Genomic DNA, 22238 nt, shown 5'->3' with positions numbered 1-22238 from the left:
TTTAGTCGTAGTCTATAGGTGGACAAAAAGCAGCCCGGCTGCAAGGGCAAACGCTGGACTTTTCGCGAATACCGGAAGCTTACCGCGTTGCGTTGACGATGGCGTCGGCGAGGCGCTGAATGCGTTCGTCTCCGAGGCCGGCGATGTTGATGCGGCTATCGTCCAGCATATAAACGGCATTTTCCGTTTTCAGACGGTCGATCACCGGCTTGGGCAGCCCCAGAAGCGAGAACATGCCGCGGTGCTCGGCGACGAAATCGAAGTCCGAGCTGTTGGAGCGGGTGCGGATCGCGTCGGCGAGCTTTTGCCGGTTCTCAACCATGCGCGTGCGCATGGCCTCGAGTTCGGCCTTCCATTCGGCCTTTAGTTCCTCGTCCTCCAAAATGATACGAACGATTTCCGCGCCGTGATCGGGCGGCTGGGAATAGGCCGAGCGGATGATGTTGAGCATTTGCGAATTGGCCGTATCGGCCTGGGCAACATCGCGCGCAATGACCATCGCACAGCCGACACGCTCGCGGTAGAGCCCGAAATTCTTCGAGCAGCTCGTCGCGATCGCAACTTCAGGCAGAACACCGCCAACGGCACGAACGCCGTAGGAATCGGCCTCAAGTCCGTCGCCGAACCCCTGGTAGGCGAGGTCGATGAAGGGGAACGCGCCGGTCTTTTGAAGCGATGCGATCACTTGGTCCCATTGTTCGGGCGTGAGGTTCGCACCGGTGGGGTTGTGGCAGCAGCCATGCAGGAGAACGATGTCGTTCGTGCCCAACCCGTCGAGCGTTTTCAGCATCTCCTCGAACCGGACCTTGCCGGTCTCGGGATCGAAATAGGGATAGGTCTTGACGGTGAAGCCGACATTCTCGGCCATCGGCTTGTGGTTGGGCCAGGTGGGGTCGGAGACCCAAAGCGTCGCATCAGGGTTGCCGCGCTTTAAAAGCTGCATCAGCACCCAGAGCGCGCCGGTGCCGCCTGGCGCCTGCGCGGCGCGCACGCGGTCTGCGGGCACGGCGTCGTCGAGCGCGAGCCCGACCATCGCCTTGGAGAAGGCCTTGTTGCCGGCGACGCCGATATAGCTCTTGGTTTTGGCGGATTTGAGAATGCGCTCCTCGGCCTTTTTGACCGCGCTCATGATGGGCGTATTGCCTTCGTCGTCCTTATAGACGCCGATGCCGAGATCGATCTTGCCGGGCCGATCGTCGGCGGCAATTTCCGCCATCAACGCGAAAATCTTGTCCTGGGGTGCCTTGGAGAATGTTTCGAACATGGTGCCTCTCGAAATCGAGGAGGAAGGGTGCGCGGCGCCCGTTATAGAGAGCGCGGAGCCGTTTGCAATGGCGCCTTTACCGATTGAGCCGTTTTTCGAGTTCCGCCGTCAGTTGCGGTACGACCTCGAAAAGATCGCCCACCAACCGGTAGTCGGCAATCTGCATCAGCGGCGCGTCCGGGTCGGTGTTGATCGCGACGATCTTGCGTGCGCCCTGGATGCCGGCGAGGTGCTGGAGCGCACCGGAAATGCCGATGGCGATGTAGAGGTCCGGAGCGATGGCCTTGCCGGTCTGGCCGATCTGCCAGTCGTTGGGCGCGTAACTGGCGTCGACCGCGGCGCGGGTCGCACCGACGGCGGCGCCGAGGACGGAGGCGAGGTTTTCGATCATCTCGAAATGATGGACCGACCCCAACGCAATGCCTCCGGCGACGACGATCCGTGCGGTCGAAAGGTCCGGGGTATCGGACGACGTGCGGTGTGCGACGAGGAATTCCGCGGCATCCGCTATCGAAGCGGCGGGAGTTGCAAGGGGTTCAATCGGCGCCGATCCGTCCGAACGGGCGGGTGAGAACGCCGAGGGGCGGATCGTGAGAACGATTTTCGTCTCGTTGCACGTGACCGTCTCAATAGCGTTGCCCGCGTAGATCGGCCGGTCGAAGCGGTTGGGACCGTGCACGGCGATGACGTCCGTCACCGGGCTTACATCGAGCTTGGCGGCAAAGCGCGGCAGCACGTCCTTGCCGATGGCGCCGGCGATGGCGGCGAAGTGCGAATATTCATCCTTGAGAGAGAGGAGGATCTCCGCCAGCGCCTCCGCGCCCCGCGCTTCAAGCGCCACATCGTCCAGCACGCGCACCTTGCGCACGCCTTCGATTGCGGCGGCCTGGCCGCCGGCGACCCCGACATTGGCCCCGATCACCAGAATATCGACAGGCAGGCCGACAGCCCCGAGTGCCGCGACGGCGCGCGCGGTCGTTTCGGAAAGCTGGCTCAGATCATGTTCTGCAAGAAGGGCGACGGCCATTATGCGCGCTCCCCGCCTGCGGCGACTTCCGCGATGATATCGACGAGTTCGGACACCGAACCCACAGCCTGCCCTCCGGCCCTATCGGGCGGCGGGGCGACTTTTTCGACCATCAGACGCGGGGCGATATCGATCCCGAGTTCGGCCGCCGTGCGTGTATCGACCGGCTTTTTCTTGGCCTTCATCACCTGCGGCAACGCAGTGTTGCGCGGTTCGTTGAGACGCAGATCGGCCGTGACGATCGCCGGGGTCTTGAGCGCATAGGTTGCGCGGCCATAGTCGACTTCGCGGGTAACCTTGAGCCCGTCGCCATTGACTTCGATGGCCGAGGCGAACGTCGCCTGCGGCCAGTCGAGAAGGCCCGCGAGCATCTGGCCCGTCTGATTGGCGTCGTCATCGACCGCCTGCTTGCCCAGGAGCACGAGGTCGGGCTTTTCCTCCTCGACAACGGCCTTCAAGAGCTTTGCGACGGCGAGCGGTTCGGTGCGTTCTTCGGTCACGAGGTGAATGCCGCGGTCGGCGCCCATGGCGAGCGCGACGAGCAGCACGTCGTTGGCCTTGGCCGGCCCGATGGTGACGGCGACGACCTCGTCGGCGTGACCGTGCTCGGCGAGTTGCACGGCGGCCTCGACAGCGTGCTTGCAGAAGGGGTTGATCGAGAATTTGGCGTTATCGGTATCGACGCCCGACCCGTCAGGCCGGACGCGGATGCGCACGGTGTGGTCCACAACCCGCTTCACGGCCACGAGAATTTTCATTTGCCCAGACGCTCCCGATCACGAAGTCCGGGCATTTTTTTACAAATCGGGGCGCATGCGGCAAGCAGGCGCCCCTGAAAAATCGCGCCATTTCCGCGCCGGTTTGGAGAACGTCAATCCCCGAGCCGGGAGATCGCGGCCAGAATGAACAGATCAGAACTGGCGTCCGATCCTCGCGTCGACCGAGAAGCGGTTACCGCCGCGCATGGCGAAGTAAAAGAGGATCGCCGACCACAGGATCGACAATTCGGCTCCCGAATAGCCCTGCCCCATCACCACCCAGTGGAGATAGACGGTGACGAGGAGCACGATCATGGCCGCAAAAGCCGCGGGGCGGGTAAGAAGCCCAAGGATCAGCAGCGCGCCGCCGATGAACTCGGCGCCCGCGTGCAGCGGCGCCCAGAACCAGCCGGGGTAAAGGCCGACCATATTTTCGATCATGCCCGCCGAGCCGAGCGGATTAAGGATCTTGCCCGAGCCGTGCATCATCAACGCCGCTCCGGTGGCGACGCGCAGAACGGTTTCGGCAATCGGCGTGCCCAGTGCGTAAAGGCGGCTCAGGGCCGGGACGATGAAGCGCGGTTCCTGCGATTGGGAGATGTCAGTCACGGATATGCCCTCTCTGGCGATTGACGATGATCGAGAAGAAGGGGCCGGCCGGGACATTCTCAAGTTACATTGCTGTAATGTCGGTCTTTTCCGGCACATCCCCGATCACAAACACGTCATAGCGCGTGGTTTTCCCCACGATCTGGTGGGACGGCTTGCGCAGGCCGGGCAGAGGGTCGGCGCGCAGGGGCCATTTGAGGACGACGCGGCGCGCGCCCGAAGCGAGCGCGGCGTCCATCAGCTCGCGCGCATCCGGATCTGTCCCCACAATATCGCGCAGCACCCGCATCTCTTTTTTGACGAGCGCGGATTTAACGCGCGGGGGGTGCATGGGGTCGACCAGGACGACGTCGGGCGCGAGGGCCGGCAACAGCGCTTTGGCATCTCCGTGCAGCAACGTCATGCGCCCGACGATCTGCGCATAGTCCTCCCCTGCATCCCGCGCCGCTTCGAGAGCACGCGCGAGCGCGGCGTGGACGACCGGGCTGCGCTCGATCAGCGTCACTTTTGCGCCGAGACTGGCGAGCAGAAAGGCATCACGCCCCATCCCCGCAGTCGCATCGACGACGAACGGGTTCGCCCCCTTGGCCATGCCGATGGCCCGGGGCAGCGCCTGCCCGCGCCCCTCTCCCTGCCGCAGCCGATAGCCGACGGCGCCGCCGACGAAGTCGATCTCGAGCTCGTGTTCCATACCAGATCCCTTGCCGGAAGCGCGGCGCGGCGTCAAAGCCTATCGAAATCCCCGCGTCCGCCATTGACTGGGGCAAGCGAGGGGCAGAAAGTGCGCGCTGACTGATTTCTCCTCAGGTTCCTTATGCCCATCATCAACCGCGTAGCCGAATTCCAGGCCGATATCGCCGCGTGGCGGCACGATCTCCACGCCAATCCCGAACTGCTCTACGACGTCCACCGCACCGCCCGGACCGTCGCCGAAAAGCTCAAGAGCTTCGGCGTCGACGAGGTGGTCACCGGCATTGGCCGGACCGGCGTCGTCGGGATCATCAGGGGGCGAACCGGCGAATCTGGCAGGACCATCGGCCTGCGCGCGGACATGGACGCGCTGCCGATCACCGAACGCACCGGCAAGCCCTACGCTTCGCAGAACAGCGGCAAGATGCACGCCTGCGGGCATGACGGGCACACCGCGATGCTCCTGGGCGCCGCGCGCTATCTCGCCGAAACGCGGAATTTCGACGGCACGGTCGCCGTTATCTTCCAACCCGCCGAGGAAGGCGGCGCCGGCGGCAAGGCGATGATTGAGGACGGATTGATGGAGCGGTTTGGCATTTCGGAGGTCTTCGGCATGCACAACATGCCCGGCATTCCGCTGGGGCGCTTCGCCATCCGCGAAGGCGGCATCATGGCGGCGACCGACGAGTTCATCATCTCGGTCACCGGTCACGGTGGACACGCGGCGATGCCGCATCTTGCCGTCGACCCGATCGTCGTTTCCGCTCACATCGTCACGGGCCTCCAGACGCTCGTCTCGCGCAATCTCGATCCGATCCGTTCCGCGGTGCTCTCGGTCACCACGGTCAATGCCGGAACCGCGCACAACATCATCCCCCGCACCGCGAAGATCACCGGCACGGTGCGCACGCTCGACGAGGCCGTCCGCGACCAGATGGAAGCCGGCATCAACCGCCTCGTCCCGCAACTCGCGCAGGCTTACGGCGCCGAGGCGGCGATCACCTATCGCCGCGGCTATCCGGTGACGGTGAACGCGCCCGATCAGACGGGCTTTTCCGCCGAGGTCGCCCGCGAGATCGCAGGGGCCGACATGGTGGACCCCGGCGTCGATCCCACGATGGGCGGGGAGGATTTCGCCTATATGCTGCAGGCACGGCCGGGCTCTTATATCTTCCTTGGCAATGGCGCGAGTTCAGAGCTCCACACCGACACCTACGATTTCAACGACGAGGCGATCCCTTACGGCGTGAGCTACTGGGTGCGGCTGGCCGAGCGCGCCCTGCCCGCCGGCTAGGCCCAGCCCCGGATGCGCGTCACGCTCCTGACCCTCGCAACGCTGGCGCTGGCCGCTGCCGGCGGCCTTGCGCTCAACGCGATCGGCATGCCGGCGGGCCTGTTGATGGGCGGTGCGCTGACCGTCACCATTGCGGCGGTTTTGGGGTTCAGGGCGACTTTTCCGACGCGTCTGCGCGATGCCCAGTTCGTTCTTGTCGGGATGACAATGGGCGCCAACGTGGCGCCCGAAACGCTTTCGCTGATCGGGCAATGGCCAATCACGATGGCCGCGCTCGCCATCGAACTCGTTCTGGTGGTCATGGCCTGCGGCTTCATCCTCCAGAAGCTCTTCGCGCTCGACCGCGGCACGGCCTATCTCAGTTCCTTTCCCGGACATCTGTCGTTTATCGTGGCCATTGCATCCGCTGGGGTCGGGGAACCGCGCAAGATCGTCGTTATCCAGACACTGCGCGTGATGATCCTGACGCTGTGCGCGCCGGTCGGCGCAATCTTCCTGCCCGTGGGGGATTTTTCCGGTGCCGGTGCAACCGGCGTCGCCACGCCGCAAACCCTCGTGGTCATCGCGCTGGGGTCTATCGCCGCCGGGTGGATTTTCTCCCGTCTCAAGGTGCCCGCCGGCTATGTTCTAGGTTCGATGGCCTTTGCCACGACGATGAAGCTGACCGGCCATTTCGACGGCGGTCTGCCGCCCCTGCTCGTCGAGATCACCTTTATCGGCATGGCGGCACTGATCGGGTCGCGCTTTGCCGGCATCACGCGTCCCGAGCTGGCCAAAGCCGCGATCGGCGGGCTGGTGACGACCGGGGTCACGGTGTCCATCGTTACCGCGACCGCGCTTTTCGTCTCGCAATGGGTCGACATGCCCATAGGACAGTTGTGGCTTGGGCTTTCGCCGGGCGGGCTGGAATCCATGGGCGCGCTCGGGATCGCGCTGGGTTACGATACGGCGTTCATCGCCGCGCATCACGTCGCGCGGCTCTTGATGCTCACCTTCGCGATCCCGACCGTCGTGTTTCTCGTTCGCGGAAAGATCCGCGAGGTTTAGATCGAGAGCGCCGCAGGGTCGAACCCTGCATCGAGGCCGACAAAGGCAAAGCCGTTGCCCTCGAGCGTCAACATCCCGCCCTTGAGCGCCGCGCGGTCCGATATTGCATCGAGACCAACGCCGTCCGGAAGCCCCTTGAACGCCACCGTGTGCGCCTTGGCCGAAAGATTGAAGACGCAGAGGAGCGTTTCTTCCCCTACACTGCGCGCAAAGGCGAGGATCGGCGGCTTGGCATCGTAAAAATGCATGTCGCCTTCGATCAGCGCCGGATGCGCCCGGCGGAAGGCGAGCATGGCCCGGTAGAAATGGAGCGGCGCGGCCGGGTCCCGCTCTTCGGCGGCGACATTGCGCGAAAGCTGCGGCGGTTTGACGGGGAGCCATGGCTTGCCTTCGGAAAACCCGCCGTTCGCCGCATCGCTCCAGGGCATGGGTGTGCGGCACCCGTCGCGCCCCTTGATGGCGGGCCAGAAGCGGATCGCGGGCGGGTCGGTCAACTCCTCGTATTCGAGCTCGGCTTCGGGCAGTCCCAGCTCCTCGCCCTGATAGATGCAGACCGAGCCTCTGAACGAGAGCAGCATGGCCGCGGCGAGCCGCGCCATGGCGTCCGGGGTCACCGCATGGGCCTCCCAGCGCGAGACGTGCCGCATGACGTCGTGGTTGGAAAAGCTCCAGCACGGCCAGCCGTCCGGCGCGCCCTTGAAGAATTCCTCGATGCGCGAGCGGAAATGCCCGGGCGCGAAGTCGGGCCCGAGCATGTCGAACGAATAGCACATGTGCAGCAGGTTTTCGCCCGCCGTATAGGCGGCCATAATCTCGATGGCGCGGTGCGCCTCGCCGACTTCGCCCACCGTCGTTGTTCCGGGAAATTCGTTCATCAGCTTGCGGACGCGCTTGAGGAACTTGATGTTTTCCGGCCGGTTCTTGGAATACCGGTGCAGCTGCATGTCGTAGGGGTTGTCCGCCGGCGGCCTGCTCTTGTCCTTGGGCGCTGGAGGGTTGTCGCGCAGCTTCCTGTCGTGGAAATAGTAGTTGACCGTGTCGAACCGGAAGCCGTCGACGCCCCGTTCGAGCCAGAAGCGCATCACGTCGAGGACGGCGTCCTGCACCTCGCGGTTGTGGAAGTTGAGGTCAGGCTGGCCGGTCAGGAAATTGTGGAGATAATACTGGCGCCGCGTGGCGTTCCACTCCCATGCCGGACCGCCGAAAACCGATGGCCAGTTGTTGGGCGGCATGCCATCCTTGCCCGGCTCGACCCACACATACCAATCCGCGCGCGGATTTGTCCGCGAAGCCTTGGATTCGACGAACCAGGGGTGCTTGTCGGAGGTGTGGCTGACGACCTGGTCGATGATCACCTTGAGACCGAGTTCGTGGGCCTTTGCGACGACCGCATCGAAATCCTCAAGGGTGCCGAAAAGCGGGTCGATGTCGGTATAGTTCGAGACGTCGTAACCCATGTCCGCCATGGGCGAGGTGAAGACGGGGCTCAGCCAGACGGCGTCAACGCCGAGGCCGGCAACGTGCTCGAGCCGCGAGAGGATGCCGCGCAGATCGCCGACGCCGTCGGCGTTGCTGTCCTGGAAGGAGCGCGGATAGATCTGATAGATAACGCAGCCGCGCCACCAGTCGTTCATATTGTTTCCCCAAGCATCCAAAGCGGTTTGGCGGCACCGTAGCGGCGCCTTGTGGAAATGCAAGTGTCGGTTTTCGAATCGAGGACCGTCTTGTTGGAGAAGAGTATTGCCGCGTGCCCGTGTAAAGGCGATCACAACGAGGAGGACCACAAATGCCCCATATTCTGCGCGCCGCCGATCGCGACCCCAACGCCAGCCGCACGATCACGTTCGAGGGGGACCGGTTCGGCGCAAACATATCGTTTTTCGCCGTCGATTCGGGTCCCGGCGCCCATGTGGGGCTTCACGTGCATCCCTATACCGAGATCTGGATCGTGAAATCGGGCTCGGTGCGGTTCACGGCGGCCGGCGAGAGCCACGAGGCGGGGCCGAACGATATCTTCATCGTCGAACCGGAGACACCGCACGGGTTCACCAACATCGGGGACGATCGCCTGGAAATGGTGTGCATCCACGATAGCGGCACCATCATCCAGACGTTTCTGGGCGAAGGGGACGCATAGCCGTGCCCGGCCGGAGGTGGGCAATTCGTGCCCGCTGGACGCCGTACAATAAATATGCACCAATGACTTTGCGCGTAGGGAAGTGCTTCGTGTTCGACAGGAACGCATGAGCGATAAAAAGTACTTTGACGAAATGCTCAATGCGGACGGTTCGGTCCGCGATCCTTATCGCATCCTTGGGGAGTGGCTGGAGAGCCAACCCCGGCAGACCCTCAAGCAGCTTTCGCGGGATGCCGAAACCATCTTCCGCCGGCTCGGGATCACCTTCGCGGTCTACGGGTCGACCGAAGCGACCGAGCGGCTCATTCCCTTCGACGTGATCCCGCGGGTCATCTCGGCGGCCGAGTGGCGGCGGCTTGAAAAGGGCATTGAGCAGCGCGTCAAGGCGCTCAACATGTTCCTTTACGATCTCTACCACAATCAGGAGATCGTCCGGGCCGGGCGCATTCCCGAAAAGCTTATCGTGCAGAACGAGGCGTTCTGCCCGCAGATGATGGGACTTAATCCGCCCAGGGGCATCTATTCGCACATCATCGGGGTCGATATCGTCCGGGTGGGGCCGGACGATTTTTACGTCCTCGAAGACAATTTGCGCACGCCCTCGGGGGTCTCCTACATGCTCGAGGACCGCGAGGCGATGATGCACCTCGTGCCGGACCTCTTCCATAAATTGAAGGTCGCCCCGGTCGAGACCTATCCCGAGAACTTGCGCCGCACGCTCGAAAGCGTTGCGCCGGAAAGCTGCACGGGGTCGCCCAATCTCGTGGTGCTGACGCCGGGTATCTACAACTCGGCCTATTTCGAGCACTCTTTTCTCGCCGACCAGATGGGCGCGACGCTGTGCGAGGGGCACGATCTTTTCGTCGAGGGCGGCAAGGTCTTCATGCGCACGACCCTCGGGCCAGAACGGGTCGACGTCATCTACCGCCGGATCGACGACGACTATCTCGACCCCCTCACCTTCCGGCCCGATTCCATGCTCGGGGTGCCGGGACTTTTCGATGCCTACCGGGCGGGAAATGTCACGTTGATCAACGCGCCGGGCACGGGGATCGCGGACGACAAGGCCGTCTACACCTACGTGCCGCAGATTATCGAGTTCTATCTCGGGGAGAAGCCGATCCTCAAAAACGTGCCCACCTACAATTGCTCGAACGAGGACGAGCGCGCCTATGTGCTCGAGCATCTCGAAGAGCTGGTGGTCAAGGAAGTGCACGGCTCGGGCGGTTACGGCATGCTCGTCGGCCCCGCCTCGACAAAAAAGATGCGCGCCGAATTTGCCGAAAAGATCAAGGCGCGTCCGGACAACTACATCGTTCAGCCGACACTGGCGCTTTCGACCTGCCCGACCTTCACCGGCAAGGGCATCGCGGCCCGGCACGTCGATCTGCGCCCGTTCGTTCTTGTGGGCGACAAGATCCGCATAACGCCAGGCGGGCTAACGCGCGTGGCCCTCAAGGAAGGGTCTCTGGTGGTCAACTCCTCGCAAGGGGGCGGCACCAAGGACACCTGGGTCCTGGAGGACTGAGTGCCGTCCATCGAAAAGAGGTGCATCATGAGATCGAATTTTCGCCCGGATATGGCAGGCGCCGCGCGCAGCGCGATGCGGGGCATCGGGCAAGCGCGTCAACGCACCAGATACGCGGCGAAAATCGACCCGCAGGGCGGCCAGACGAAGCCCGTCGACGTCGTTCCGCCGCTTTGGCGGTGGGCAACACCGCCTGCAGCGTCGCGCCTAGCCACGCACTCCGTCTGGCCGTCTCATGACGCGCCTCTATCCGATGGACGGCACTAATGCTGGGAAGAACCGCCGCTAGCCTTTTCTGGATGTCGCGCTATGTCGAGCGCGCCGAAAACATCGCCCGGCTCCTCGAAGTCGGCTACCGCATGAGTCTGACCGAGCGAAGCGAAGAGGGCACGAGCGAGTACCTCGCCTCGATGATGCTGGCCGCCGAGGTGGACGAGGACTTCGCCAAGAAGCACGAGGTGACCGATGTCGCCTCGGTCGCGCACTTCATGCTGTTCGATACCGATAATCCCAATTCGGTCAAATCGTGCCTCGAAAAGGCACGGACGAACGCAAAGGCCGTGCGCACCGCGATCACGTCGGACATGTGGGAAAGCCTCAATTCGACGTGGCTGCATTTTTCGCAGATCCAGCCGCGCCAGGTCCTGGGCAACAAGCTTCCGGGGTTCCTGCAATGGGTCAAGCAGAGTTCGCACGAATTCCGCGGCGCCCTTTTAGGCAGCATTCTGCGCGACGACGGGTTCGCCTTCGCGCAGACCGGCGGGTTCATCGAGCGGGCCGACAACACCGCGCGCATTCTCGACGTCAAATATTACGTCCTTCTGCCCCGCACCTCGATGGTGGGCGGGGACGTGGACATCCAGCAATGGACCATGATTTTGAGGGCTGCGTCCGCGCACCGCGCCTACCGGCATGTCTACCACGACCGCTACAAGGCCTGGAACATCGCGGATTTCCTGATCTTCCGAAAGGAAATGCCGCGCTCACTCGCGTTCTGCGTGACCTCTGTGACCGCCATGCTGGGGATGCTCGAGCAGGTCTATGGCGAACCCTCGAGCTGCCATGACGACGCGATTAGGATGGCGCAACACCTGACGACCGGGAGCATGGACAAGGTCTTTTCCGAGGGGCTGCACGAATATCTCACCGGCTTCATCGCGTCGAACAATGCGCTGACGACGTCGATTTCCGAAAGCTACAACTTCTATTAGGGGAGCGGGACAATGCGCATATCCATTCGCCACGAATTCCGCTTCGCCTGCCCCGAAGGCACCCAGCATGCGGTCCAGCATCTCCTGCTGACGCCAACGCCGACCAAGGCCCAGGCGATCGCGGAGTGGTCCATCGCCATGCCGGGGATCGATGGCGCCGCGAAATTCGTCGATGCGTTCGGAAACACTGCGCATCTGGTAAGCCAGAGGCGGCCGGAGGAGGATCTTTTCATCGCGGTGACGGGCGTCGTCGATACGCACGACACGAGCGGGGTCGTCGGTTGGATCGAGAACGACCCCAATGTCGCGCTGTTCAAGCGCACGACCGTGCAAACGCGGCCCAACGGGCACCTCGTCAACCGGCTCAGGGCGCAGATCAAGGGCGGGATGGGCCGGGTCGACCTCTTCCACTGGCTCATGAACACATTATACGAAGCCCGGGTGGCACAGGCAGACGATGACGAGGACGAAGAAGAGCCCCTCGATATCGTTGCGGAAGACCATGCCCACGTCTTCGTCGCCGCGCTGCGCGGCATCGACATCCCAGCGCGGTTCGTGACGGGCTACGTCCTCAAGGACGCAGGCACCCCTGCCCGGCTGCACGCCTGGGCCGAGGCCTACGATCCCTCGCTCGGCTGGATCGGCTTCGACGCCTCGGCCAATCTGTGCCCCACCGAAGCCTATGTGCGGCTCGCCGCCGGGCTCGACGCGGAGACCACAGCGCCGGTTCGGCTCATCCCCGATCTTTCGCCCGAGGGCGACGAGACGGTCCGCGTCTCGCAGGTCATGATGAACCAGCAGCAGTAGACCTCAGGGGCCGAGCAGCAACAGCCATGCGGAAATCGTTATGACCGACGCCACGGTCGAGAGCAGGATCGTGTTGGTCGCAACGTCGATCGAGCGGCTGTAGTAGGTCGCGAAGATATAGGCGTTGATGCCGGTCGGCATACCGGCGAGCAGCACGCCGTAGCGTGCGATGTGCGGGTCGACGCCGAGGATAGGCACCATCACCACCCAGGCGATGAGCGGATGGGCGATCAGCTTGAGCGCGCTCATGACCGCGGCCTGCGAAAGGTTCTCTGCGAGCTTGTACTCGTTGAGCGCGCCGCCGAGGCCGAACAGGGCCACCGGCATCACCGACGAGGCCAGCAGCAGCGTCGTGTCCTCGAGCACACCCACAAGCCGGATGCCCAGGAGATTGCCGGCGACCCCGAGCGCGATGCCGATCAGAAGCGGGTTGGTGACCGCGCTCCTCACGCCCTGCAAAAGCGCTGTCGAAAGCTTGCCGCCATCGCGCCGCGCGAGTTCCATATAAAGCATGCCGCCGGTCATCAGCAGCGGGGCGTGCAGGCCGATAATGGAGTAAACCACGGGCATGGCGTCTTCGCCGTAGGCGCGCTGCATGATCGGCAGGCCGACGAGGACGGTATTGGTGAACATTGCCGCGAAACCGACCGCGACCGCCTCGCCGGGACTGCGTCCGAAAATCCTGCGGGCGGCCAGGGCGCCAAAGATCATCATCAGCACGGCGCCGAGATAGAACGACCCGATGATCGCCGGATTGAAAGCGGCGCCGAAATCAACGGTCAGCATCGCGCGGAACAGAAGGCAGGGCGCCGCGAACGTATTGACGAAGCTGATCAGCCCGCCCACCCCCTCACGCGGGTAAATGCGCAGCCTCACGGCAGCATAGCCGAGCGCAATGAGCGCAAAGACGGGGGCGACGACGTTGAGGACTGAAAGCATTAACGAAAAAGACGCTGCCGGGACGGTTCCCCGACATGATACGGATTAGGCGTCCGCGTCAATGCTCAGTCGGCGGCGTCGTAGACGGCGAGCAAATTCGGCAGGACGGCGAGTTGCCAGTTGATCGATTCGCCGGCTGCCAGCGCCCGGCAGGCCGAATTGGCGGCATGGATCGCCGCGAAGGCCAGGATACGCTTGCGCTTGAGGCCGAGCTTTTCGGAATAAAGGTCCGCCATGGCGTTGATGCGCGTGGGGTCGGCGGCCAGCTTCACCTCTCCCCAAGGGTGCAGGAAGCTTGGGGCCAGATCGTAGGCGGGATCGCCCAGAAGCCCGGTGGGAACGCCGGCGATCCAGCCGCGCTCGGCAAGAAAGACGTCATTATGGTAAACGTTGCCATGGAGCGGGATCTGGGCGTGCGGCTTGTCGAAAACCGCATAGGCTATGCCGACGGAACGCGCGAAGAGATCCCGCGCGGTATCGGGCCAGAAGCGCACGTCCGCGGCGAAGAAATCCTTGAAATGGTCCCGCAGGTCCACAAGATCGGCCGGCGGGTCGGGCCGGTAGACGTGAAGCATGCCGACAAGGTTCGCGATGGCGGTCATGGCCTGGGCGTCCTTGCCGTCCTTTGCCGGAACCGCGAGCGTCGTGCCTTCGACCCATTCGGTCAAAAGGCATTCGGGGGTCGAACCGTAGTGCCGGACGGCACCATCGCCGCCGTACCAATCGAGCAGCGCGCCGGAGCGCTCCGCAGTCCCGTCGGGGGTCTTGAAGATGCGAAGCGCGGCACGGCTGTTGTCCTCGCGCTGGACGCGATAGACCCAGTGGGACGCTGTTTCGGCGACCGGCGCGAGCTTGGAGAGACTCCAGCGTATCGTCGCCTTGTTGAGAATGGTTTCGTTCGGTTGGGTACCGATCTTAGCCCCCGTCTGACGTCAGCTCTGCCAAAACCCGGCAGAATCAGTTGGACACTGCCGGTAGTGTTTCTGTTTTGAGCAAGTTTGTCGACGGCAAGTGGTTCCAATTTATGGCAGAACCCGTGCAATCGGGTGTCAGCGCCGGGGCCGGAACGACCAGGTGATCACGTCCAGAGGCCTTTGCCCCGCGTGCGAGGCGCAATGAAGATTGCCATCGATGAGGCTTCTGTCGAGGTCGATAAGGCGCGCAATTGCGATGTCGAGCACGCGGTCGATCTGGTCATCCTGCCAGACCTCGTTGGCCATCAATGCGCGCGCCTGTTCAAGCTTGTCCTTGGCGAGGATATAGGCGGACGGCACGGGTTCTACTCCTGGTTCATTTGCATGCCTACTGGGTATGACCGTCAAATGAGTCGGACCAGCGGCAGCATCTGGCGATGCACAAGTGGGCGGCGACAGGGATAACGATCGGGTAACCCTTTCAGCGCAATTTTCAGAAATTAGGCGGATAAATGCAGATGTTTCCGCGTTGACGTCCAGTCAGCGGGAGTTTCCGGAGTGCCCTTCGGCGGAAAGGATGGCAGGCATGGAGACTGGCAGTATCGACGGAGCACGTGTGCTCGTTGTGGAAGACGACATTCTCATAGCGCTCGAACTTGCCGAAAACCTCGCGCAGGGCGGCGCGATCGTTGAGGGGCCGTACCATACGCTTGGCGATGCCATGGACGCTGCGCGCGCGACGGGCATCGATCTGGCGCTTCTCGATATCGATCTTGAGGGAGAGGAGGTCTTCCCAGTCGCGCGTATCCTGCGCAAACGCGGCGTCCCGTTCATGTTTCACACCGGGCACGCGGATCGCGAAATTCTGCGCACGGATTTTCGCGATGTTCCGGTCGCAAACAAGCCGGCCGAAGCCCGGAGGCTTCTCGCCCGGCTCGGCGCGCTTCGGCATCTGGCCGCATAGAACGGCTGGTCAGGACTTCTTTTTCGGAAGGTCTTTGCGCTTGGTCTCGGCGAGATCCTCGAGTTCGCTTTCGGTCATCGACTCTTCCATCTCGCGCGCCGCGCCCTTGAGTTCGCTCTTGGACATTTCGCCGCGCTTGGCAGCAAGTGCTGCGCCAGCGGCTTTCTGTTGGGCCTTCGAGTTTGCCGGCATGTCTACCTCCCAGCGTCGTGTGCCCGGTAAACGCACGGAACTGTCCGGTGTTCCCACCCTCAATCCTTGTTGATGAACCGCTTTTCGAACCGCCCAATGATGTGCGTAATCACGACCACGAGAATTGCGGCGATGGCGGCGATCGTGAAGAAGCCCGCCCCCGAGGCCACCCCGATCGCGCCGGCCATCCACATGGTCGCGCCGGTGGTAAGCCCCTTCACCTCCGCGCCCGAACGGATGATCGCGCCGGCGGCGAGGAAAGCGACGCCGGCCGTGACAGCCTCGATCACGCGGATGGGGTCGAGACGCGCGGTATCGCCGCCGAGTTCGACCATTTCGTGATAGATCTCGAAGGTCATGATGGTGAACAGGCCGGCCGCAAGCGACGTCAGCATGTGTGTGCGCAGACCCGCGGAATGATTTTTGAGTTCACGCTCGAGCCCGATCAGCGCACCCAGAACGGCGGCGACGAGCATGCGTGTGGCGATAACGCCAAGCGGCGTGTGCGTCGCGTTTCCGGCCAGCGCTATGATCGTGTCCATGGATATTCCAGTTCCCTTTGATAGCTCAAACGCGGGTAACCGGAGGCAGTTCCGCGCCCGCTAGGGCACAAGCGGCCAGAATATCGGAATAAATATCATGCACATGGCAAAAACGACGAGGTTGATCGCCGCGCCGACCCGCACGAAATCGAAGAACCTGTAACCACCCGCGCTATAGACCAGCGTGTTGGTCTGATACCCGATCGGGGTCAGGAAGCTGGCGCTGGCGGCAAACATGACGGCGACGACGAAAGGACGCGGGTCGATGCCCAGGCTCGTGGCCAGCGCAATCGCGATGGGCGTGACAATAACGGCGACGGCGTTGTTGGTGACGACTTCGGTGAGGACCGAGGCGATGATGTAAATGACACCCAGCGCGAAAAGCGGCGAAAGGCCGTTGAGCACCGGTGCGATGATCGCCACGATCCCCTGCACAAGCCCGACCTTGTCCATGGCCACGCCGATCCCGAGCATGGCGATGATAAGCCCGAGGATACGCCAGTCGACGGCCTGAACGGCCTCATCGACCTCGACGCACCGCGTGACGAGAACCGTCGCGGCGCCGATGACGGCCAGCCCGGCAATCGGCATCACACCGAGCGCGGCGCCCACGACCACGGCGACCATCACGCCGATGGCCAGGGGCGCCTTGGCTCGGCGAAAGCCGCGGGCGGCGGGCTCGGTGACGTTCACGAGGTCGTAGTCTTCGACGAGGCGGCGCAGATCCTCCTGCGCGCCTTCGATGAGCAGCGTGTCGCCAACCTCGAGCGCCGTAGTCTCGAACCGCTCGGCGAGATTGGCGCCGCGCCGGTGCAGCGCGATCGGATAGACGCCGTAACGCCGGCGCAGCCGCAGGTGACGCAATGTCTTGCCCAGGATGCCGGAATCGGGGCCGATCAGCACTTCGACGACCGTCGACGCACGTGCGCCGAGCGATTGCATATGCTCGGTCTCGGGCGCGGTGGTAAGGTCGCCCTCCTCTTTCATCGAGAGCAACTCGGCGACAGATGTACGCAGAACGACCACGTCGCCGGGCTGCAGCACGACGTCGTGCATATGCCGGCGCAGCGAGAAGGTCGCGCGCAGGACGTCGATCAGTTGCCGGTCTGGGCGGTTGAACGCGGCCACGTCGCGCGCCTTTTTGCCGACGTGGGGCGAGTTATCCTCGATCACGGCTTCGAGGACGAACTTCTTGTTGTTTTCGGATACGGACAGAGACGAGACGGTTGTCCTGTCGGGCAACAGCCGCTTTGAGAGCAGCAAGGCACCGATCCCTACCGTGGCAACGATGATGCCGAGCGGCGCGATCTCGAAGATGTGGAACGGCGTCATGCCGTTCTGCTGGGCGACGCTGTCGACAAGAATATTGGTGGAGGTGCCGATCAGCGTGCAGGTGCCGCCCAGAATGGCCGAGAACGAGACGGGAATGAGCAGCTTGGAGGCCGAGCTTTGCATTTCGCGCGCCATGGAAACCGCCACGGGGATCATGAGCATCACGAGCGGCGTATTGTTCATGAACGCCGACATCACCGCGATCGCGACCAGGAAGAAAAGCAAGGTGCGCTGGGGGTGTAATTTCGCCCGCGCCGTTACGCGCCTCGCAAAGGCTTCGAGCGCGCCGGTGCGCACCAGAGCCGCGGAGATGATGAACATGCCGGCGATGGTCGCGGGGGCGCTATTGGAGAGGACGCCCAAAAGGTCGTCGACCGAAATGATGCCGATAACGAGGAGCACCGACACCGCAACGGCGGCACTGACTTCGGGCGAACGCCATTCGCGGGCGAAAGCGAGGAACAGTACGGCAACGACCGCCGCAACGATCAGGGCGCCGAATGGCTCGACAAGGCTAGCGATCAAGTTCGCCCTCCGCTTGGTCCGTCGGGCATCCTATTGGAAGTGCAGGTCCGCGTGAACGCACTATTTTGCACCATCGCGTCCGCCCCTAATCGCTTCAATTGCCCGACCGGCTGTCCGCAATGAAGAACGGATTGGCAAAATCGGTGTCGTCGGCCTGATCGCGCTTGCCGTAGACGAGCGGCTCGTCGCCAAGGGTGCGCACGCGACCGCCCGCCGCGCGCAACACCGCATCGCCGGCGGCGGTATCCCATTCCATGGTGCGGCCGAAGCGCGGATAGAGATCGGCCCGGCCTTCGGCGAGAAGACAGAATTTGAGCGACGATCCGACGGAAACGAAATCTGCGACTTCGACGGTCTTGAGATAGGTATCGAGTTCGGGCGTTCCGTGCGAACGGCTGCCCACCACGCGGAAGCCGCTCGTACCGCAGGGCTGGCAGGCGATCTTCGCCGCACCGGTTGCGACCCCGTCCACGACGGTTGCATGAAAGGCGCCCTCGCCTTCGCCACCCCACCAGATATGGCCGAGCGCAGGCGCATAAACGACGCCGAAAACCGGCACGCCGTTTTCGATCAGCGCGATATTGACCGTGAACTCGCCGTTGCGGGAGATAAACTCCTTGCTGCCGTCGAGCGGGTCGACCAGAAAGAACGCGTCCGCGTGTTCGGGCACGCGCCCGGCGGAGACGGACTCTTCGGCGACGACGGGGACGTCCGGCGCGATCGTGCTCAGACCTGCAAGGATGATGGCTTCGGCGCGCACATCGGCTTCGGTGACCGGGGAGGAATCATCCTTGATCGCGACCGTGAAATCCCCACCATAGACCTTCAGGATTTCTGCGCCGGCCTCGATGGCCAGCCCGATAAGCGCGTTCGTATCTGGTCTCAATGGATCGCCTGGAATACCTGAAGGGAAGTGCCCTGAGAGGTAAGCCATGCGCTGTTTCGGCGCAAGGCTCGGCGATGGCAACCGGTTCTGTTTCGAGCGCGCGCGGGAGAAAATGGTGCCCGCGCGCCAATGGTCATCCGCAGACGGTGTTGAAGCGCTCGACGACGGTCGCGAGCGTTTCATCGCCGGGACGTTTCCACCAATTGTCCTGCGAGAAGATTTCCACTTCCTGCGCGCCCTTGAACCCGGCGGCCTCGATCCAGCGGCGGATACGCGGCAGGTCGATGACACCGTCGCCCATCATGCCGCGGTCCAGCAGCAGGTGGTTGGTTGGGACCAGCCAATCGCAGATGTGGTGGGCGAAGATCGCGCCCATCTGGCCGGCGCGGGCAATCTGCTCTTCGAGCTGGGGGTCCCACCAGACGTGGTAGACGTCGATGGCGACGCCGACACCGTCGCCCAGTTCGACGCAGATATCGAGGGCCTGACCGAGGGTGTTCACGCAGGCGCGGTCGGCGGCGTACATGGGGTGCAACGGCTCGATGGCGAGCGGGACATTGTTGGCGCGGGCGTAAGGCAGAATGGCCGCGATGCCGTCGGTCACCTGCTTGCGGGCATCGGCGATGTCCTTGGAGGAACCGGGAAGCCCCCCGACGACCAGCACGAGGCAGTCCGCCCCGAGCGCGGCGGCTTCGTCGATGGCGCGCTTGTTGTCGTCGATATTGGCCTCGAACCCGGCGGCGTCCGCCGCGGGGAACATTCCGCCCCGGCAATGCCCGGTGAGCTTGATGCCGTTGCTTTCGACGATCCGCACGGCTTCTTTCAACCCGATCTCGTGGACCTGGTCGCGCCAGGGGGAAATCGTCGTGATGCCGTGGCGGAGGCATCCATCCACCGCATCGGCAAAACCCCAGGCGCCACGCGTGGTGGCGAGATTGATGGACAGGCCCTCGAGGTTCATGTGTCTCCTCCCGGTTGCAGGGGTGCCATGGCGTCGAATTCGGGCGACACGCTCGACCCCAGTCCGGGGGCCGCGCGGACCGATTTCAGCGCCACGTTACCGTTTTCGATTTTGAGCCGGGTCCTGCCCAGCCGGGTTTCGTAAAGGTCGCCATGGGCGGCGAGAAAGGCGCTCTGTTCGCTCTCCGACGCATTGGCCATGCCGTCGACGAAATGGTGGCCGTTGCGCTCGACGTGCCGGGCGCCGATCAATCCGGAGAGAACGAGGTCCTGCTGCACGGCAATGCCGGATTGGGTGGTAAGGTCCTCGGCGGACATGAAATAGAGCGCATCCCTGGCTTCGGCGTTCCAGCGCGCGATGCGGGCGCGGTTGAGAATGGCCCGATAGAACCCCTTGCAGGACTTCGAGGAAATGCCGCGATAGCCAAGGTCGCGGGCGCGAAGGAAAGCATCGATATCGGCGTCGGATTCGTCGATTTCGAGCGGGACGCGCCTGGCGATGTTTTCGACCGGTGCCGACAGCGCCCTGGCACGGGCGATGGGCTGTTCGAGGAAGATGAGCTTTTCGCGCAGGCTGGCGAGTTCGGGCGCCGCCTCCAGGGCGTCGAGAAACGCGACGACGTGCGCCTCGTTCTCGAACTGCTCATTGCCGTCGAGCGTTGCGCGATAATCCGGCTGGAGCCGTTCGACGATCGCGGCGATGCGTTTGAGACGCGCGATGTCGGCGTCGATGTCGCCGGAGACCTTGAGCTTGAAATAGCTGTGCCCATAGGCGGCGATGACTTCCTGCAGCGTTTCGGGCAAGCCGTCGTTGAGCCGGTTACCGTTGAGGTCGGCGTTGTCGAGCGCATCGCCCAGCCCCACCGTATGCCGCACGTGGATCGATTGGGGCACCCGCAGGCCGGCGAGGAAATCGGCGAATGGGAAATCCGCAAGATCGCGCGCCGTGGCGCCGGTGATCCCGAGCCGGTTGGTGGCAACGAGCCGCTCCGCCGACACACCTTCGAGACGCCCCAGGGCGTCGATCACGGCGCGATCGACGAGCGCGAGCCCGAAAGACGCGATGAGCCCGTTCAGCCCTGCCTTGGCGCACGCGGCATGGTGGTCGGCTTCAATGGCTGCGTGCAACCCGAACGCCGTCCCCTCTCCGGCCGCGCCGATGGCGTCCATGGCGAGCCGCAGGGATGTGCGCAACTGTTCGACGTTCGCGGCGGGGGTCAGGTCGGGGCTTTTGTCGAACCATTTGGGCATCAGCATTTCGGCTGCCCAACCCCAGGCCTCGCGCCCGGTCGCGTCCGCGATCCGCACGCGCAGAAAGGCCTGGCTGGCCGCTTCGACCTTCGCCACGCCGAAGCGGAAGGCGAAGCGGAACGGCACCGGGCGTTCGAAGGCCTCGGCTTCGAGAACGCGTATGGGAACGGCCGAACTCACCGCCCTATCCTTGCGCGATCCCGCGGACCGACATGACCTCGCGCATGCGCTTTTCGGCGCGGTCGGGGTCCATCAGCACGCGTGCGGTGTCGGCCAGCCGGAAAAGCTCGGCCAGGTGCTGGGTCGAGCGCGTCGATTCCTGCCCGCCGATCATGGTGAAATGGTCCTGCAAACCATTGAGGTAAGCGAGGAACACGACGCCGGTCTTATAAAACCGCGTCGGCGCCTTGAAGATGTGTCGCGAAAGCGGAACCGTCGGCTCCAGGATGTCGAAGAATTTCTGCGTCTCGCCGCTGCCGAGCGCCTCGAGCCCCGCCGACGCAGCCGGGGCGATCGCATCGAAGATGCCCAGAAGCGCGTGCGAATACCCGGCTTCGTCACCGGCGATGAGTTCGGCGTAGTTGAAGTCGTCGCCGGTATACATCTTGACGCTGTCGGGCAAACGCCGGCGCATCGAGATTTCCTTTTCCTTGGAAAGCAGGGAAATCTTGATGCCGTCCACCTTGGCTGCATTTGCCGCGATCACGTCGAGCGCGACGTCCATGGCCGCCATATGGTCGGCCTTGCCCCAATAGCCTTCGAGGGCAGGATCGAACATCTCGCCCAGCCAGTGAATGATCACCGGCTCTTTGACCTGCGAGAGAATGCGGTCGTAGACGCGCTTGTAGTCGTCCGGTCCCTTGGCCGCCGCTGCGAGCGCGCGCGAGGCCATGAGAATGATCCGGCCGTTATGCGCCTCTACCGCTTCAATCTGCTCTTCGTAGGCCTTGATGATGTCTTCGATGGTGACGTCCGGGCCCGGAGCAAGGTGGTCCGTGCCCGCCCCGCACGCAATCAGCGCATCGTCACGGCTCGAGGCTTCCTTGAGCGCGCGGCCGATCAGGTCTTTGGCTTCCGGCCATCCGAGCCCCATGCCGCGCTGGGCGGTGTCCATGGCCTCGGCGACGCCGAAGCCGAGGTCCCAGAGGTGGTGACGGAACGCCAGGGTTCGATCCCAATCGATCGCCGGGGCAAGCCAGGGGTCGTTGTCGGCGAACGGGTCGGCGACGACGTGAGCCGCGGCATAGGCGATGCGGTTGAAGCCGGAGGCCTCGCGCTTCTTGATTTCGACCGGCGCGTTCTTGATGGCGTAGGCCGAGACCGATCCATCGGGGTTGGGCAGGTTCACCATGCGTGAAGCC

23 protein-coding genes are annotated in these 22238 nt (G+C 63.6%); 7 read left to right on the top strand and 16 right to left on the bottom strand.

Annotation, left to right across the window (positions count from 1 at the left end):
- Positions 1-79: 79 nt before the first annotated feature.
- The 5 genes from LSG43_RS04670 to LSG43_RS04650 all read right to left on the bottom strand — a co-directional run bounded on the left by LSG43_RS04670 (position 80) and on the right by LSG43_RS04650 (position 4349).
- Positions 80-1264: an amino acid aminotransferase gene (locus LSG43_RS04670; RefSeq protein WP_231801665.1), complete on the bottom strand. Its 1185-nt coding sequence runs from the start codon at positions 1262-1264 to the stop codon at positions 80-82.
- Between the two features lie 76 nt (positions 1265-1340).
- On the bottom strand, positions 1341-2291 hold the full coding sequence (locus tag LSG43_RS04665; RefSeq protein WP_231801664.1) for an electron transfer flavoprotein subunit alpha/FixB family protein: 951 nt from the start codon (positions 2289-2291) through the stop codon (positions 1341-1343).
- Positions 2291-3049, bottom strand: coding sequence for an electron transfer flavoprotein subunit beta/FixA family protein (locus tag LSG43_RS04660; RefSeq protein WP_231801663.1), 759 nt, complete (start codon positions 3047-3049; stop codon positions 2291-2293). The genes LSG43_RS04665 and LSG43_RS04660 overlap by 1 nt, the downstream gene beginning before the upstream one ends.
- A 153-nt stretch (positions 3050-3202) precedes the next feature.
- Positions 3203-3658, bottom strand: a complete 456-nt coding sequence (locus LSG43_RS04655; RefSeq protein WP_231801661.1) for a DoxX family protein — start codon at positions 3656-3658, stop codon at positions 3203-3205.
- A 64-nt stretch (positions 3659-3722) separates the two neighbouring features.
- Entirely contained in the window at positions 3723-4349 is a 627-nt protein-coding gene (locus LSG43_RS04650; RefSeq protein WP_231801660.1) for a class I SAM-dependent methyltransferase, read from the bottom strand.
- Between the two features lie 123 nt (positions 4350-4472).
- Between LSG43_RS04650 and LSG43_RS04645 the strand changes: the two genes are divergently transcribed.
- Positions 4473-5642: a M20 aminoacylase family protein gene (locus LSG43_RS04645; protein WP_231801658.1), complete on the top strand. Its 1170-nt coding sequence runs from the start codon at positions 4473-4475 to the stop codon at positions 5640-5642.
- Between the two features lie 12 nt (positions 5643-5654).
- Positions 5655-6689 (top strand): AbrB family transcriptional regulator, encoded by a 1035-nt coding sequence (locus LSG43_RS04640; protein WP_231801656.1) that lies wholly within the window; start codon positions 5655-5657, stop codon positions 6687-6689.
- On the opposite strand, the gene LSG43_RS04635 is transcribed toward LSG43_RS04640, so the two are convergent.
- Positions 6686-8323, bottom strand: coding sequence for an alpha-glucosidase family protein (locus LSG43_RS04635; protein WP_231801654.1), 1638 nt, complete (start codon positions 8321-8323; stop codon positions 6686-6688). The two genes, LSG43_RS04640 and LSG43_RS04635, sit on opposite strands and share 4 nt — an antisense overlap.
- Before the next feature lie 152 nt (positions 8324-8475).
- Here LSG43_RS04635 and LSG43_RS04630 point away from each other — a divergent pair, with 152 nt between their 5' ends.
- The 4 genes from LSG43_RS04630 (at position 8476) to LSG43_RS04615 (ending at position 12372) form a co-directional block, all read left to right on the top strand.
- Positions 8476-8826 carry a cupin domain-containing protein gene (locus LSG43_RS04630; protein ID WP_231801652.1) on the top strand — a complete coding sequence of 117 codons (351 nt, stop codon included), beginning with the start codon at positions 8476-8478 and terminating at the stop codon, positions 8824-8826.
- Between the two features lie 106 nt (positions 8827-8932).
- The gene (locus LSG43_RS04625; RefSeq protein WP_231801650.1) at positions 8933-10354 is read left to right on the top strand and encodes a circularly permuted type 2 ATP-grasp protein; all 1422 of its coding nucleotides are present in this window, start codon (positions 8933-8935) and stop codon (positions 10352-10354) included.
- A gap of 266 nt (positions 10355-10620) precedes the next feature.
- Positions 10621-11565, top strand: a complete 945-nt coding sequence (locus LSG43_RS04620) for an alpha-E domain-containing protein (RefSeq protein WP_231801648.1) — start codon at positions 10621-10623, stop codon at positions 11563-11565.
- Between the two features lie 12 nt (positions 11566-11577).
- On the top strand, positions 11578-12372 hold the full coding sequence (locus LSG43_RS04615; RefSeq protein ID WP_231801646.1) for a transglutaminase family protein: 795 nt from the start codon (positions 11578-11580) through the stop codon (positions 12370-12372).
- 3 nt (positions 12373-12375) lie between these two features.
- Here LSG43_RS04615 and LSG43_RS04610 read toward each other — a convergent pair whose 3' ends face one another.
- The 3 genes from LSG43_RS04610 to LSG43_RS04600 form a co-directional block, all read right to left on the bottom strand.
- Positions 12376-13311: an AEC family transporter gene (locus LSG43_RS04610; RefSeq protein ID WP_231801644.1), complete on the bottom strand. Its 936-nt coding sequence runs from the start codon at positions 13309-13311 to the stop codon at positions 12376-12378.
- Between the two features lie 65 nt (positions 13312-13376).
- Positions 13377-14183: an aminoglycoside phosphotransferase family protein gene (locus LSG43_RS04605; protein WP_231802797.1), complete on the bottom strand. Its 807-nt coding sequence runs from the start codon at positions 14181-14183 to the stop codon at positions 13377-13379.
- A gap of 177 nt (positions 14184-14360) precedes the next feature.
- On the bottom strand, positions 14361-14585 hold the full coding sequence (locus LSG43_RS04600; RefSeq protein WP_231801642.1) for a hypothetical protein: 225 nt from the start codon (positions 14583-14585) through the stop codon (positions 14361-14363).
- A 226-nt stretch (positions 14586-14811) separates the two neighbouring features.
- On the opposite strand from LSG43_RS04600, the gene LSG43_RS04595 reads away from it, so the two are divergent.
- Positions 14812-15189 carry a response regulator gene (locus LSG43_RS04595; RefSeq protein ID WP_231801640.1) on the top strand — a complete coding sequence of 126 codons (378 nt, stop codon included), beginning with the start codon at positions 14812-14814 and terminating at the stop codon, positions 15187-15189.
- Between the two features lie 9 nt (positions 15190-15198).
- Here LSG43_RS04595 and LSG43_RS04590 read toward each other — a convergent pair whose 3' ends face one another.
- From LSG43_RS04590 to LSG43_RS04560, 7 genes are all read right to left on the bottom strand, one after another.
- Complete coding sequence (locus LSG43_RS04590; protein WP_231801638.1) at positions 15199-15381, bottom strand: DUF3008 family protein; 183 nt, start codon at positions 15379-15381, stop codon at positions 15199-15201.
- Positions 15382-15440: 59 nt separating this feature from the next.
- The gene (locus tag LSG43_RS04585) at positions 15441-15923 is read right to left on the bottom strand and encodes an MgtC/SapB family protein (RefSeq protein ID WP_231801636.1); all 483 of its coding nucleotides are present in this window, start codon (positions 15921-15923) and stop codon (positions 15441-15443) included.
- 60 nt (positions 15924-15983) lie between these two features.
- Positions 15984-17780, bottom strand: coding sequence for a sodium:proton antiporter (locus LSG43_RS04580; protein ID WP_231801634.1), 1797 nt, complete (start codon positions 17778-17780; stop codon positions 15984-15986).
- Positions 17781-17874: 94 nt separating this feature from the next.
- A complete protein-coding gene (cysQ, locus tag LSG43_RS04575) occupies positions 17875-18666 on the bottom strand; it encodes a 3'(2'),5'-bisphosphate nucleotidase CysQ (protein ID WP_231801633.1) in 792 nt (263 codons plus the stop codon).
- A gap of 133 nt (positions 18667-18799) precedes the next feature.
- A complete protein-coding gene (locus LSG43_RS04570; protein ID WP_231801632.1) occupies positions 18800-19627 on the bottom strand; it encodes a sugar phosphate isomerase/epimerase family protein in 828 nt (275 codons plus the stop codon).
- Positions 19624-21057: an enolase C-terminal domain-like protein gene (locus LSG43_RS04565; protein ID WP_231801631.1), complete on the bottom strand. Its 1434-nt coding sequence runs from the start codon at positions 21055-21057 to the stop codon at positions 19624-19626. Before LSG43_RS04565 ends, LSG43_RS04570 begins: the two co-directional genes overlap by 4 nt.
- Positions 21058-21061: 4 nt before the next feature.
- Positions 21062-22228, bottom strand: a complete 1167-nt coding sequence (locus LSG43_RS04560) for a dihydrodipicolinate synthase family protein (protein WP_231801630.1) — start codon at positions 22226-22228, stop codon at positions 21062-21064.
- Between the last annotated feature and the right edge of the window lie 10 nt (positions 22229-22238).

It is taken from the genome of Pelagibacterium xiamenense (genome assembly GCF_021166475.1).
Lineage (GTDB): Bacteria > Pseudomonadota > Alphaproteobacteria > Rhizobiales > Devosiaceae > Pelagibacterium > Pelagibacterium xiamenense.
Note: the sequence above shows the minus strand (reverse complement) of the source record. Positions and strands in the feature narration are given on the sequence as shown.

Bases quoted from the DNA above. Each gene is read 5' to 3' on its own strand.
- LSG43_RS04670 (WP_231801665.1), bottom strand. From the start codon at position 1,264: ATGTTCGAAACATTCTCCAAGGCACCCCAGGACAAGATTTTCGCGTTG.
- LSG43_RS04665 (WP_231801664.1), bottom strand. From the start codon at position 2,291: ATGGCCGTCGCCCTTCTTGCAGAACATGATCTGAGCCAGCTTTCCGAA.
- LSG43_RS04660 (WP_231801663.1), bottom strand. From the start codon at position 3,049: ATGAAAATTCTCGTGGCCGTGAAGCGGGTTGTGGACCACACCGTGCGC.
- LSG43_RS04650 (WP_231801660.1), bottom strand. From the start codon at position 4,349: ATGGAACACGAGCTCGAGATCGACTTCGTCGGCGGCGCCGTCGGCTAT.
- LSG43_RS04645 (WP_231801658.1), top strand. From the start codon at position 4,473: ATGCCCATCATCAACCGCGTAGCCGAATTCCAGGCCGATATCGCCGCG.
- LSG43_RS04640 (WP_231801656.1), top strand. From the start codon at position 5,655: ATGCGCGTCACGCTCCTGACCCTCGCAACGCTGGCGCTGGCCGCTGCC.
- LSG43_RS04635 (WP_231801654.1), bottom strand. From the start codon at position 8,323: ATGAACGACTGGTGGCGCGGCTGCGTTATCTATCAGATCTATCCGCGC.
- LSG43_RS04630 (WP_231801652.1), top strand. From the start codon at position 8,476: ATGCCCCATATTCTGCGCGCCGCCGATCGCGACCCCAACGCCAGCCGC.
- LSG43_RS04625 (WP_231801650.1), top strand. From the start codon at position 8,933: ATGAGCGATAAAAAGTACTTTGACGAAATGCTCAATGCGGACGGTTCG.
- LSG43_RS04620 (WP_231801648.1), top strand. From the start codon at position 10,621: ATGCTGGGAAGAACCGCCGCTAGCCTTTTCTGGATGTCGCGCTATGTC.
- LSG43_RS04615 (WP_231801646.1), top strand. From the start codon at position 11,578: ATGCGCATATCCATTCGCCACGAATTCCGCTTCGCCTGCCCCGAAGGC.
- LSG43_RS04610 (WP_231801644.1), bottom strand. From the start codon at position 13,311: ATGCTTTCAGTCCTCAACGTCGTCGCCCCCGTCTTTGCGCTCATTGCG.
- LSG43_RS04595 (WP_231801640.1), top strand. From the start codon at position 14,812: ATGGAGACTGGCAGTATCGACGGAGCACGTGTGCTCGTTGTGGAAGAC.
- LSG43_RS04590 (WP_231801638.1), bottom strand. From the start codon at position 15,381: ATGCCGGCAAACTCGAAGGCCCAACAGAAAGCCGCTGGCGCAGCACTT.
- LSG43_RS04585 (WP_231801636.1), bottom strand. From the start codon at position 15,923: ATGGACACGATCATAGCGCTGGCCGGAAACGCGACGCACACGCCGCTT.
- LSG43_RS04570 (WP_231801632.1), bottom strand. From the start codon at position 19,627: ATGAACCTCGAGGGCCTGTCCATCAATCTCGCCACCACGCGTGGCGCC.
- LSG43_RS04560 (WP_231801630.1), bottom strand. From the start codon at position 22,228: ATGGTGAACCTGCCCAACCCCGATGGATCGGTCTCGGCCTACGCCATC.